The organism is Clostridium sp. CM042 (assembly GCF_055080995.1).
Window position 1 is genome coordinate 1,258,965 of record NZ_CM143646.1, and the last position, 12,815, is coordinate 1,271,779.

Below are 12,815 nucleotides of genomic sequence, written 5' to 3' on the forward strand. Positions count from 1 at the left end.
ACTATATGATATAGTTGACATGAGGTGATAACATGACAAGAAAAAGTATTAATACCACTTTAGACAATGATTTATATTCTAAAATTCAATTACTTGCCCTTAAAGTAAGTGCAGAAAAACAAGTTAGAATTAATGCTAATGATTTAATCGAGGAAGGAATGAAACTTATAATTGACAAGTACGAAGATAATGAAAACAAAGCATAGCATAGCATTTATAATATCAACTATCATATCGTATTTTGCCCTAAATATCGTCATAGCATTTTCAAAAATGAGGTAGAGCAACAAATTAAGGATGTGTTTGGGATGATTTGTTTCAACTATGGCTATGAGTTATTGGAAATGGAAATAATGCCCGACCATTGCCACCTATTCATCTCTGCACCTCCAACTATTGCACCAATAGATATAGTTAAGACTTTGAAAAGTGTATCAGCATTGCATATTTTTAGAACTTTTCCCGATTTGAAACGTCAAAAGTTTTGAGGCAGTGGACTATGGAGCAAAGGCTATTATGTTGGTACAGCAGGGTCAGTTTCGACTAAAACAATTCAAAGGTACATTCAGAATCAGAAGTTAGTATCATGTTAAGTTAGGGAGTATCGAACTCCCTAACTTAAAGCCCTTACATTCCCGACCACAATGGTACGGGGTTTTACGGGCAGTATTATAAAAATTAACAAACAATATAACATATAGAATTAATTTATTTTATAACTTTAATACTTGATAGTGGCATTGCAATTACTTCTTTATATTTTTTGGGAGCTCCACGCGCATATTTTAAATCTACATTATCACCAACCTTAAGTTTTAAAACTTCCTTTGCAACAGCCATACCCGTGCTTGTATAATAAACTGTTTCTTTACTATCTTTACTTACAACTATAAAAACAATGTTTTCAATAGTTTCAATACTTTTTACAACGCCACTAAAAGTCTCTACCCCAGTAGTTTTAGGCAGTATAGTTTTAGCATTTTTAGTCTTAGAATTTACAGTACCATACATAAAAATAATTCCTACTAAAACTAAACTTACAATAATCAAAGCATATTTAGGTTTAAATGACAAATCATTCACCTCTTATTTCATATTTACTATTTATCATAATTCAGATTTTATTTCTTTGCCCATATTGGTAGTTTGCTAGTGTTGACTCCCGTCGCCCTTCCTGTGGTTCCACCAAGTTTATCCCATAAATAGTTATGGTCGCTATCTCCTTGTGTAAAGTCACCGTCTTTCCATCGGTTAAGTATTTCAAGTAGTTTTTCATCGTTATATTTCGAATTTTTCACCTCCGTAATTAGTGCGGCGACGTTCTCTTTTGTGATTAATTTTTTTTCCCATACATCATCTGCAATAACTACACTGTTTATCATTGTATGCATTTCTTCATATACTACAGCCACGGGACGCCCTACTCGGTATATTTCCGCATTTGATTTTACTACTTGTGCTTCTTCTTCGGCTGCTTTGGTGGCTGCCAATGCTTTCGCATCAGCTAATGCTTTCGCTTCTGCGTCTGCCTTTTGCTTGGCATATGCTTCCCTTTTCTTGTTAATTTCCGCAACTTCTTTAGCAGCTTTGGTCGCTGCAACCTTTGCAGCTACTTTTGCTTTATATACCCTTTGACCAATTAGCCCACCTATCGCTACTACAATTACAACGCCGAAAATAATTGCCACTTTTCTACTGTTTGTTAGTTCTTTTATTTTATTCATCCTTATAATTAACCCCTTTCGTTTGTACAATTATCTTAAAGAATTTACTGACATTAATTCAGCACCTTCTCCTGTAAGTTTTACCCATATATAATTATGTTCTTACGATGATTTCTTAATAGCTTTATTTCTTTTGGTATTTTTCATACAATACCACTTTCACTATAAATTTGTCATATTACGCCAATTATATCGTAAATGCATATCGATTACAATAGTTAGCTAAAACCCCACTCTATGGGATTTTCAAAACAATGGTATTTCACTTTCAATATTGATTCGTCGAAGGGGTAGTTAATATGGGCATCTCTTACTATCTTATATATTCTTATTATGCTGTAATTTTATTAAAAAGAATATTTTTTCTAAAACTTTCTAATTTTATGAGCGGATTGCATAACCATTGAATAAACTTAGATAGATTAATTTATTATTACTTAAAAACAAATCGTTTACAATTAAAAGTGGCTATAATATTTTATAGCCACTGTACAAATCATTTATTAAATTACTTTGTTTTTGAATTTTTCACAATAAATTTCAATACCATCTCTATCTATCTGTTTTTTTATATTTTCATTTAATAAATCTATAAAAACAATGTCACAAGAATATACTCCTATTATATCATTTATTTCTTCTACAATACTTCCTTTACTTTTCCCTTTATAACCTATACATAAATCTATATCAGAATTTATATTTTCAGTCCCTTTTGCTCTTGACCCAAAAATTATTACTTTTTCTATTGTACTACTATTCTCAAAATAATTAATTAATTTTTTATAGACTTTTTCATTTATTCCATACATTTTATATTACCTCTTTTGAAACATTATTTAATAGAGTTTCTATGGCATCAATATACTCATATACTATCTTATTTTTAATTTGTTCATAATCCTGCTCATCATAAATATGTGACGTAGAGTTTCTTGATACTAAAATATCATTCCAAATTTCTATATCATTGATTAATCCCTCTTTGAATGCTTGTTTGTAACACGCTCTTGGATTGTTTATTTCTAAACCAGAAGCCTTAAATATCTTAGATAATAACTTCCAAGTTAAATCTTCTAATGTTTCATACTTTTTTATAATAGAATCTCTATATACTTCTATTGTTATATCATCTGGTTTTTGTAATTTATTAAAATTATCTGTGATGTTTTTTAGATGAACTAACATTCTATACGCGTAATTGTATGTTAGTTTTATTGATTCATCATATTTATCTAATATTCCACTCATCTTTACTCTCCCTTTCTAAATTATATATATTTTCTCTTATTATTTTACCATATATAATGTTATTTAAATCTAAAGCACAAATAAATATATTAAATCATCTCCTGCGGAAAACCAAGAAGGCAAATAATATTAAAATGAAGAAAACTTTCTTCCATTAAGAAAGAAAGTTTATTATCTCTTTTCTAATATAATATTTAACTTAACATCATCATTAATTAAATTCTCTTCCTATTTGTCTTTAGTAGTATATCTAATTTACCAATCAATAAATCTATTTCTAATAATATTGTTATATCATTTACTGCTGAATACTTTAAAATATTATTAACGTTTGTTTCCATATCTGTAGGCACCCTCAAATTATTATCTTTTATGATTTTAAGAATTTTTTTCTCACCTGGATGCGGCATTTCATTTATAGCAAATATAATATCAAAATAACTTGCAAACAAGGCTGCTACTCTATGATTTACACTAATAAAATCATTTCTTTTTAAAGCCTTCTCTATTTGGTAATAATATGAAGGCATTTGAAGCTTTAATAGTGGATAGTTCTTTTTTATTATGTTTTCCTTTAATTCATAAGGGTAGCTTATCTCATATTTCTGTTTAAGCTTATTTAAATCACCATTTTTATCGTACAATATAATTGAATTTATGAAGTTAGCCCAAAAGCAAGTTGTATATCCTGTATCTGCTTCACATTTTACTAAGGTTCTATTTAATAAACCGTCAATCCAATCTAAGTCCCTATATATAATTTCCACTGGAATATTACCTTCTTTTAGAAATCCATCATCTTCGGTTTCCCAAAAGGTATTATTTAGTTCCATGTAACTACAATATTTGTCAGTAATTAACTCTCTCTTTTCTAGTGGTATTTCCTTAGCTGTATAAATGTATATATCATAATCTGAATCTTTATCACTAGTTTTTGTTGCGTGTGATCCAGCTAATAAGATGCCCTCCACTTCTTCTAGTTTTGAGAAATCATTAACTAGCGACCTCACATTTGCATTAATATTCATAAAAAAGACACTCCTTTCTATATGTATTTGACTTTATACATAAACTATAAATATTTTATGTAGTTGTTTCTCATAATCCTGCTATTTAAAATCATTATAATGTCTAAATTTATCTACTGCTACTAATTAATTCTTTAACTTCCTTTTCTTTTTCAAAAAGAAGGCAACCACCCGCATGTTCTCCAATCAGCATTCCTGTTTCATTAAGTTTTGTAAATAGTGGTGACTTAAGAGCCTCTCTTAAAGTACAGTCTTTTAGGTTTGTATCAGAATAAGGTGAGAAAGGACATGGCTCTGCGGAACCATCTACATTAATGTGGAAGAAGCCTCTTCCAGCTGCAAGACATCCCCCTGAGTATTTCTCATCACCAGGAAAGGATAGAAAAATAGCATCTTCATACTGCTTTCTAAGTTTTTGCTGCTCACATTCCAATTTTTTGCGCTCATTCTCAGTAGGTGCAAGCTTCCATGTTTCTTTTATCACGGGCACGTATTCTACAAAAACTAATGCCCTACAGCCTTTATTGTATAGCTTGTCGAAAAAAGCTTTACTAGAGACAGTCATGAAATTTTCAGTTGTCACCGTAGCAGAAACGCCAAACAAAATACCTTTTTCCTTAAGTTTGTCCATTACATTCATTAAAACCTCATAAGTTCCTTCTCCTCGCCTACCATCTGTCTGCTCCATATCTCCTTCAATGCTAAGTATAGGTACAAGATTTCTATTTTCATGGAATAATTTTATATACTCTTCCTGGAGCATTATACCATTGGTGAATATAGGAAACATAATCTCTTTCACCTTTGCTGCTTTTTCTATAACATCTTTTCTCATTAAAGGTTCTCCACCTGCAAGTAGTATAAAAGAAATTCCAATCTCCCTAGCTTCCATAAAGATACTTTCCCATCTTTCGGTAGACAACTGTTGTTTTTGTACTCCTTCTCCACAGGAGTTAAATTCCCTTGCATAGCAACCTTTACAAAACAGGTTACATCTACTGGTTATACTGGAAATCAAAAATGCAGGAACATTTTCTCCTTTTCTTTCAAATCTCCCCCTCTTCTTTTTTGCTTCCTTACTTGATAAGACATATTTTAATACAAATGCTGTTTCTTTTGGATTTTTAAAGGATGCCTTTAATATCCCCCTTACAACATTTTCAATCCCATTGTTCACATATACAGATAAATTGAAATCACTATTCATTCTTTCATCTCCTACATCTATACTTACTTTGTAATTTCTCTATCAAACTATTTTACTATCTTTGTGTAATCGTCATTTTCACCATTACGACACAAATATTTATTTAACGACATTTCATAAGGAAAGTCTCACTCTTGTATAAGTGGGAGTTCCGTGTTATAACAAAAATAAAATTTCAGTGGGAGTATAAATCTCCTTCTGAAGTCGTTAATATTACAGCTTCGCAGAAGATGATTTAATTATACCATTATTACCGAAAATTGGTAACTCAGCAAGCAATTTTTGTTTGTTACTAACTTGAGTTAAAATCAAAAAAACATGAGCTAAGCTATTCTGCTTATTTCCTAAGGTTGCTAAAAGAGCATCCAAGCGGATGCTCTTAATTAATTGCTTCTTAATTCATAGTTATTACCTCTTCGTTTAGTTCAAATAAATCTTGAAAAATTCCATCAATAGTATTTTCATCAATAAATGCTCGCAATTTTGGGTTACGTTCTTCCGTATTAATATATTGAATGAAATAACCCCCTACTTTTTCAGCAATACTCAATTTAATAGATATATTTTCCTGAATCCTGTCTTTATTAAATAAAATAAAAGTAACGTTTTTATCAGTACATTTTATTTCAATTTTTTTATAATACGTTATATCTATATATTCATTTGAATCTGTTGTCGCTCGAATATTCTTTATTTTGTATTTGTCTATATTACTATTAAACGCCTCAACAAAGTTTTGCATTGCTCTACTAATAATGTTTTTATCAATAGTCAGATTTCTTAACTGTAAAACTAATTCTTCTTTCCAATTCATCCCATTCACCGCCCCTATAAAACATAATTTCATTTAAAGAAAGGTAATTTCTTATTTTTTTATTATCTTTAGATATATATAAGTATTTACATTATATATCCTACTATTAAACTATTCCAGAAACTAAAAAAGATACCAATTTCTCAGTAATGTAATCAGGGGAATTATTAGTTGGTCCTCATAGTCTTTCCTATATGAAAACAGCTGGAGTTACTGATGCAGTATCTTTTGGACCAGCACTTATAGTTAATGGAAAAAAAACTATTACTAAAGGTGATGGTGGTTGGGGTATTGCACCTAGAACATGTGTAGCTCAAAGAAAAGATGGAGCAATAATATTTTTAGTGATTGACGGTAGGCAGTTAGGGAGTTTAGGGGCTACTTTAAGGGAAGCACAAGATGTATTATATGATTATGGAGCTGTTAATGCTACTAATTTAGATGGGGGTTCTTCTTCTACATTATTTTATGATGATGAAATAATAAATAGTCCATCAGATAGTTTGGGAGAAAGATCTGTACCTTCAATTATGTATATAAAGAGTAGGTAATAAGCTAAAATCTAAGAATAGGATATTTTAAAGCTAAAGGAGAAAAAAATATGAGTTGGACGAAAAGAATAAGCATATGGATAGTAGTTTCTTTATCTTTGCAATGTTTAGGGCTCTTTTACATTGATCATCATTTTTTAGCTAATGATTCGAAAGCAGTTTCGAAAAACGTAGTTGAAAATGCAAGTACAAAGCCCAAAAACATTGATATTACTGTACCAACAGACGCTACAAAGATATTGGTATCCTATGATGCTAAATATTTATCTTATTACGAAGATGATAAATTGGTAATTGTTAATTGTTCGAATGGAAAAACTAAAAACATAAAGTCGGCAGATGGATGTAACTTTTCTTTTGCTTCATGGATTCCAGATAGAAATAGAATGCTTTTAGTAGAAAAAGAAAGTGATGATGTATCTAGTAACTTACTATTATATTCTTATGATGTAGTAAAAGGTGAAAAAGTTAAGAAGAAAAAATTAGAGTGGAGTAATACTAACACTGTAGTTGAAGATATTCAAACAGCACCTTTAACAGGAGTTACTTGCATAAAGGTTTCGAATAGTAATAAGAAAACTAGCATATATAGAATTGATAGAATGCTTGAGATGACAAAAATTAATACAATACCTAATCTCGTGGGCAATATCGCATTGACTCGTCATGAAGATAAATTAGTCTACGAAGGCTCAGTTTATAATAAAATGTATGTTGCTGGTCAAAGCGATGCTATAAGTGTTAGTGGTGTTGATAAGCTTACATTGGTTGGCACTGATGATGATGATAATATATACCTTGCAGAAATGAAAGATAATTTAACAAGTAAAATTTATTATGGTAAAACATCACAAGATACCAGTACATGGAAAACTATTGATTTACAAACACCTTGTGCTAAAGAAAATTTATTTGTATCAACTAATGGTAAAATATATCAAATCGATCCACTAAAAGGTGTTATGAAAGATACAAATTCTGGAACTCAAACTAGCTATAAAGGTAAATTTGTCCAATTATATAATAAGGGAGTAGCATCTCTTGTAAATAACAAAATATCTTTTGTTCCTTTCAAGTAATCAGTGAATCCAAACTATGCAAGGGGTCTGTGTAGTAACGGAACGAAAAACCGGAACCTTAAATGAAATTTATCATCTAATTTTCATTTAAGGTTCCTAAAGGGGTAGTAACGGGTACAGCCGACATACGTGGTGCGTCCCGACAGGGCGTATATTCTAGCAGGTGGGAATCCTGTCAAGGTAAGATTTAGCAAATCGCTTTGTATCGAGTCTTAGAGATGTTGCGGTAACGTAACATTTTAAGCGTAGACAGAAAGTTAGCGAGGTAGAATTGAATGGGTGGTAACCCAGCAGTGAATGGTATTGAGCTTCGAAAATCGGTAGACGATGTGGCAGAAACGTTCATGTACGTGGAAAGCAATATTTATTTGTGCGTTAAAGCGAGTGCAAATAAACATATCCGTAGTCAGAGACCCTACCTAGCTAAACATTAAGAATATACGGAAACTCGGGGAGATCCTACTTGGTCTTTTCAAATGAAAAGTATGCAGTACAAACTGAAGAAGTAAGGAACGCAAATGCCAGTAGGAAGTCGGATACTTTCATAGTACTGAAGATAACGGGTAATTCCGGAGGAAGGAGAGTAACATATGGAACTGCTTAAAAGAGAAACACTGACCGGACTTAGAACTGGAATAACAGTGAGAACAAAACTTGTAAGCATAGCACAAGTACTGATATTCCAAAGAATGTTGGTATCATTATAGAGACTCCAGGTTTTTTACCAAACTACAGCGGTTATAAAAATTTAAAATTTTTGGCATCTATTAATAAGAGTATTTCAAAAGAGAAAATTAAAGCTACTATGAAGCGAGTTGGTTTAGATCCTGAGACCCAAAAATGGGTAGGTAAATATTCATTAGGAATGAGGCAAAGGCTTGGCGTATCACAGGCTATAATGGAAGAACCATCTATTTTATTACTTGATGAACCTATGAATGGTATTGATAAACATGGCATTCAAGATATGCGTGATCTTTTGCTAAAGTTGCGTGATGAAGGAAAAACTATAATTTTAGCTAGTCATAGCACAGAGGATATTGATACACTTTGTGACACAGTATGTGAAATGGACCAAGGCAAACTTGAAGTTCTCAGGTGAATTATGAATTTAGAAAATGGATATGTAACTTTTCGGTGGAGAGATTATAAAAACCATAATAAGGAAAAAAATAAGAACTTTATCATTTAGATATAAAACCCTAGATGTATCAACACATTACACTGATTTTTTGAAGTTTTATGAGTTAGAACTTTTTAGTATTAGTTCTAAGTCAGAATGTTTTGATAAATTATATTTTGGTAAATTGTCTTAACGTATGTTTTCCGCGTTTTGCGAGCACTACCCCTATTAACAGTTTTTTCATTTCCTATTTATTTTTTAATACTCTTATAAACCACTCTTAACTATTAATTATAAGAAAATTATTTATGGTGTTATTTTTAAGCTCAAATATGGTAGAAATTTCTTTTGATTTTAAGTTATAATAATAAAGCTTTTTAGGTTTATAAACGCCTCCTTGTTCATCGAGAAGAGTCCCATCATTTGATTTAGATCCTATAAAATAAAAGCCATAATCATTTAAAGAAAATTTTACTTGTTGTACAGAATAGTAACCTAGGTCCGTAAAAGATATGTTATAAAACGTATTCTTTTTAATGTCTTTTACACGTATTGTAGTTAGGTATTTGTGTTCTTTAATGTTAACCATTTCACTTGTAATAGCCAATGCCAAGTTATATTTTGCTGAAAAAGCTATGTCCTCTACTGGTTTATTTATTAAATCAATTTCCTTAACTTTTTTACCTTTAAAATCTAATTGAACTAAATTATAAGCAGTAGTATATTTAATAAAATTTTGTGTTTCATTAGACTTTCTCATATTCTGGAATTGTTGTTTTAACGAATATAATGCTACTAACAAGGTATTGTTGCTTGGAGAATAGTCAAATCTTTGAACTGAGATATCATTCTCATCTTTATTCCATGTTTGAACAATATTAGTTTTAATATTATATGTAGCAATTTGCACATTACTATGACCGTTTTGTATAACTCTCATGTATATAGTAGATTCTTTTGTATTAATATCTATAAAATCTACATTAACTATATTATTATGTAATTTATTGGTTATTTGTTTTTCTTCCATTGTTCTTAAATCTAATTTGTATAATTGCGTATATCCTTTGTCGTCTTTTTTAGTGTAATACAATGAATTATCACTTGACGAAAATAATCCTGTTGGATATGAAGTCTTTTTATATTTATATAATTCATTAAATTTCTTTGTACTTAAATCATATTTTCCATATGTAACTTCATATTTAGTATCTGTTAATACTAGTAAAAAATTGTCCCTATATTTAGTAACTGGTATTTTATTATGTAACATTAAAAAAGCTACAATTACTATATGAACTATACCCACTTAAGTAGATACGAAACTAAAAAGTAGTGTAGACTAACTTAAGGAGGTTTTGTTATGGGCAAAAGAATTATTTATTTACCTAAAGTAGTTGAGAAACTTAAAGAAAAAGAAGACGTTAATGAAGACTTTCTGAAACATGTTTCTCCACTTGGATGGGAACATATCAATTTTATTGGTCAATAAAATTTTGATGATAATTCTGATTATGATTTAGTAGATAACATGAGACCTTTGAAAGTAATTTTAACATTACTCCGATAATGGGTATAATATTCCTAAAAGTTACGTCAAATTGATAAATTAATGCGTCATATAAAGTATTAATAAACACATGTAAGTGGTAATTTAGTAATTTTAAAAAATGTCTTGTTTTCTATTTTAAAGCATTATATGATGTTTATAGACATCGATGTACTTTATAAAGAAAGGAAGAATTATGAATATAGAAATTGAAAAAACTTCATTTTATAGAATTGCTTATATAAGGCAGGTTGGATCTTATGGGCAGAATAATATTAAAGTAATGGAAAATTTAAAGAAATGGGCTAAGTCTAATGGACTGCTTAATGAGCAATCTATCATACTAGGAATTGCCCATGATAACCCTAAAATAGTAGAACCTGAAAATTGTCGTTATGACACAGGTCTCGTTATTTCAAATGATTATTGCATTAGTGATGATTATATTAGTGATGGTAACATTCTTGGCGGAAAATATGCAGTTTTTAAAATAAGACATACAGCTGAAGAAGTTCAAAAAGCGTGGCTTGCAATTTTTCCGGAATTATTAAAGAAAGGGTATCAACTGGATGAGGCAAGACCTATTCTTGAAAGGTATAAAACTGAAATGGTTAAAAATCATTTTTGTGAAATTTGTGTACCAATTAACTAAAGTTTAGTTTTAATAAATTATAGTTTATAGAATTTAATAAAATACGTAAGTCTTACGCATTAGTTGCGTCCCATTCTTCATACTTTACATCATAACAGCCACAAAATAGTAGTTCCGTTTTTGATTTATAGTTCATCAAAAATGGAGAATACTGTCTTATGGCTGTTTTTTTCAAGAATTGTTTCAATACCCCATATATTAAAATGTACCATATAGAGTAGACAATTTAAAAAAGTCACTCTATGGGGCATTTTTATGGATTATAATGAAAGAAATATGATAAACCGTTCTCCTAATTTGTTAAATAGAGAATTCAAGCAATATATACCTGGTAAGGTGCTTCTTACAGACATAACTTACTTATTCTACGGAAATAGCAAGAAGGCATATTTATCAACAATTAAGGATAGCTCTACTAATGAAATATTAGCATATAATGTATCTGATAGTTTGAAGTTAGCTATAGTTACAGATACTATACTTAAGTTGAAAAAGAGTAGAAGAATTAAATTAACTGACGATGCATTTATTCATTCAGACCAGGGAGTACATTATACAAGTCCAATCTTTCAAAAGTTAGTAAAGGAGTGTGGTCTAGGACAGTCTATGTCAAGACGTGGAAACTGTTGGGATAATGCCCCACAGGAATCATTCTTTGGACATTTTAAAGATGAAGCATACATAAAGTCATGTGAAACTTTAGAAGAATTAAAACACGAAATTAAGCAATATATGCTCTACTATAATAACTACCGATATCAGTGGAATTTAAAAAGGATGACTCCTGTTCAATACAGAAATCATCTCCTTAATGTTGTATAGTCTTTTTTAAATTGTCCTTGACAAAGGGTACACTTTATATTTAATAACTGTTTTATTATATCAGGGTCTTGGAAATAAATGTCTTAACGTGGTAAATTTACGCTTTGCGGTTACTACCCCAGTTTATCAAAATAAACTAATCTGATCATTTGAATTTTTATCTTCGTATGAATTCAAGTAGGAAAAAACATTATCTACTCCCACTAAAATACTATGTTTTTTACATTCGTAATACAAAATTTTCATAAGTTTACTGTGGTTATCGCTGTGACACTCATAAGAATTACCAAACGTTTTAATATACTTTTGCTTCATATAGGGGAAACACTCATCTAATTTTTCATAAAAATATTCTCTATTTCCCTCACGCAACGTTAAACCAATTCCAAAACACATAATCCCATAAACCTTTGCTTCAATACAGTAATCTAATAGTCTTTGGAAATTTTCTTCGCTGTCATTTATGAATGGCAAAAATGGTGATAACCAAACCACCGTAGGAATTCCATTTTCACTCATTATTTTCAAAGTTTCAAAACGCTCTTTTGTAGTTGAAACGTTAGGTTCTATGGCGCTACACAAATTTTCATCAGATGTAGTTAAAGTCATCTGCACAACACATTTTGATTTTTTATTTATACTTTTAAGCAAATCTAAGTCACGTAAAATTCTATTTGATTTAGTTAATATAGAAAGTCCAAAGCCGTACTTATCTATGATTTCAAGGCATTTGCGAGTATACAAAAGTTCTTCTTCTACGTGAATATATGGGTCACTCATAGCACCTGTACCAACCATACATTTTTTTCGTTTGCGTTTTAATGTCTCTTCAAGCATTTGGGGTGCATTTCTCTTAATCTCAATATCACAAAAATCATGTTTCATATTGTAACAGCTACTTCTACTATCACAATAAATGCACCCATGACTGCAACCTCTATATATATTCATTCCGTTTTTAGGCGAAAGAATAGATTTGTATTCTTGGTAGTGCATTAAACCACTCCTAAATCTC

The 12,815-nt window shown here is 30.3% G+C and carries 14 protein-coding genes and 4 pseudogenes; 8 read left to right on the top strand and 10 right to left on the bottom strand.

The window, feature by feature from the left end:
• The first annotated feature begins 32 nt into the window (after nucleotides 1-32).
• Both ACWJJ7_RS05890 and tnpA read left to right on the top strand, forming a co-directional pair.
• The gene (locus ACWJJ7_RS05890) at nucleotides 33-206 is read left to right on the top strand and encodes a hypothetical protein (RefSeq protein WP_462964371.1); all 174 of its coding nucleotides are present in this window, start codon (nucleotides 33-35) and stop codon (nucleotides 204-206) included.
• Nucleotides 207-212: 6 nt separating this feature from the next.
• Nucleotides 213-593, top strand: a pseudogene (gene tnpA, locus ACWJJ7_RS05895) (IS200/IS605 family transposase).
• A 115-nt stretch (nucleotides 594-708) separates the two neighbouring features.
• Here tnpA and ACWJJ7_RS05900 read toward each other — a convergent pair.
• From ACWJJ7_RS05900 to ACWJJ7_RS05935, 8 genes are all read right to left on the bottom strand, one after another.
• Nucleotides 709-1,074 (bottom strand): hypothetical protein, encoded by a 366-nt coding sequence (locus ACWJJ7_RS05900; protein ID WP_462964372.1) that lies wholly within the window; start codon nucleotides 1,072-1,074, stop codon nucleotides 709-711.
• 47 nt (nucleotides 1,075-1,121) lie between these two features.
• Nucleotides 1,122-1,724: a DUF6241 domain-containing protein gene (locus tag ACWJJ7_RS05905; protein ID WP_462964373.1), complete on the bottom strand. Its 603-nt coding sequence runs from the start codon at nucleotides 1,722-1,724 to the stop codon at nucleotides 1,122-1,124.
• Between the two features lie 503 nt (nucleotides 1,725-2,227).
• Nucleotides 2,228-2,536: a nucleotidyltransferase domain-containing protein gene (locus tag ACWJJ7_RS05910; RefSeq protein ID WP_462964374.1), complete on the bottom strand. Its 309-nt coding sequence runs from the start codon at nucleotides 2,534-2,536 to the stop codon at nucleotides 2,228-2,230.
• Between the two features lies 1 nt (nucleotide 2,537).
• On the bottom strand, nucleotides 2,538-2,975 hold the full coding sequence (locus ACWJJ7_RS05915; protein ID WP_462964375.1) for an HI0074 family nucleotidyltransferase substrate-binding subunit: 438 nt from the start codon (nucleotides 2,973-2,975) through the stop codon (nucleotides 2,538-2,540).
• Nucleotides 2,976-3,190: 215 nt separating this feature from the next.
• Nucleotides 3,191-4,003 carry a DUF4037 domain-containing protein gene (locus ACWJJ7_RS05920; protein WP_462964376.1) on the bottom strand — a complete coding sequence of 271 codons (813 nt, stop codon included), beginning with the start codon at nucleotides 4,001-4,003 and terminating at the stop codon, nucleotides 3,191-3,193.
• A gap of 109 nt (nucleotides 4,004-4,112) precedes the next feature.
• Entirely contained in the window at nucleotides 4,113-5,210 is a 1,098-nt protein-coding gene (locus ACWJJ7_RS05925) for a radical SAM protein (RefSeq protein WP_462964377.1), read from the bottom strand.
• A gap of 213 nt (nucleotides 5,211-5,423) precedes the next feature.
• The gene (locus ACWJJ7_RS05930) at nucleotides 5,424-5,579 is read right to left on the bottom strand and encodes a hypothetical protein (RefSeq protein WP_462964378.1); all 156 of its coding nucleotides are present in this window, start codon (nucleotides 5,577-5,579) and stop codon (nucleotides 5,424-5,426) included.
• Nucleotides 5,580-5,604: 25 nt separating this feature from the next.
• Entirely contained in the window at nucleotides 5,605-6,024 is a 420-nt protein-coding gene (locus ACWJJ7_RS05935) for a hypothetical protein (protein WP_462964379.1), read from the bottom strand.
• A 158-nt stretch (nucleotides 6,025-6,182) separates the two neighbouring features.
• Between ACWJJ7_RS05935 and ACWJJ7_RS05940 the strand changes: the two are divergent.
• From ACWJJ7_RS05940 to ACWJJ7_RS05950, 3 genes and pseudogenes are all read left to right on the top strand, one after another.
• Nucleotides 6,183-6,575: pseudogene (locus tag ACWJJ7_RS05940) on the top strand (phosphodiester glycosidase family protein); the annotation flags it as partial.
• Nucleotides 6,576-6,625: 50 nt separating this feature from the next.
• Nucleotides 6,626-7,654: a hypothetical protein gene (locus ACWJJ7_RS05945; RefSeq protein WP_462964380.1), complete on the top strand. Its 1,029-nt coding sequence runs from the start codon at nucleotides 6,626-6,628 to the stop codon at nucleotides 7,652-7,654.
• A gap of 676 nt (nucleotides 7,655-8,330) precedes the next feature.
• Nucleotides 8,331-8,756 (top strand): annotated as a pseudogene (locus tag ACWJJ7_RS05950) (ATP-binding cassette domain-containing protein); the annotation flags it as partial.
• A 301-nt stretch (nucleotides 8,757-9,057) separates the two neighbouring features.
• On the opposite strand, the gene ACWJJ7_RS05955 reads toward ACWJJ7_RS05950, so the two are convergent.
• Nucleotides 9,058-10,050: a hypothetical protein gene (locus ACWJJ7_RS05955; protein ID WP_462964381.1), complete on the bottom strand. Its 993-nt coding sequence runs from the start codon at nucleotides 10,048-10,050 to the stop codon at nucleotides 9,058-9,060.
• Between the two features lie 90 nt (nucleotides 10,051-10,140).
• Between ACWJJ7_RS05955 and ACWJJ7_RS05960 the strand changes: the two genes are divergently transcribed.
• The 3 genes and pseudogenes from ACWJJ7_RS05960 to ACWJJ7_RS05970 form a co-directional block, all read left to right on the top strand.
• Nucleotides 10,141-10,269, top strand: coding sequence for a Tn3 family transposase (locus ACWJJ7_RS05960; RefSeq protein WP_462964382.1), 129 nt, complete (start codon nucleotides 10,141-10,143; stop codon nucleotides 10,267-10,269).
• Nucleotides 10,270-10,522: 253 nt separating this feature from the next.
• Complete coding sequence (locus ACWJJ7_RS05965; RefSeq protein WP_462964383.1) at nucleotides 10,523-10,978, top strand: AraC family transcriptional regulator; 456 nt, start codon at nucleotides 10,523-10,525, stop codon at nucleotides 10,976-10,978.
• Nucleotides 10,979-11,269: 291 nt separating this feature from the next.
• A pseudogene (locus ACWJJ7_RS05970) lies at nucleotides 11,270-11,800 on the top strand (IS3 family transposase); the annotation flags it as partial.
• 126 nt (nucleotides 11,801-11,926) lie between these two features.
• On the opposite strand, the gene ACWJJ7_RS05975 reads toward ACWJJ7_RS05970, so the two are convergent.
• Entirely contained in the window at nucleotides 11,927-12,796 is an 870-nt protein-coding gene (locus ACWJJ7_RS05975; protein WP_462964384.1) for a radical SAM protein, read from the bottom strand.
• Nucleotides 12,797-12,815 lie beyond the last annotated feature (19 nt).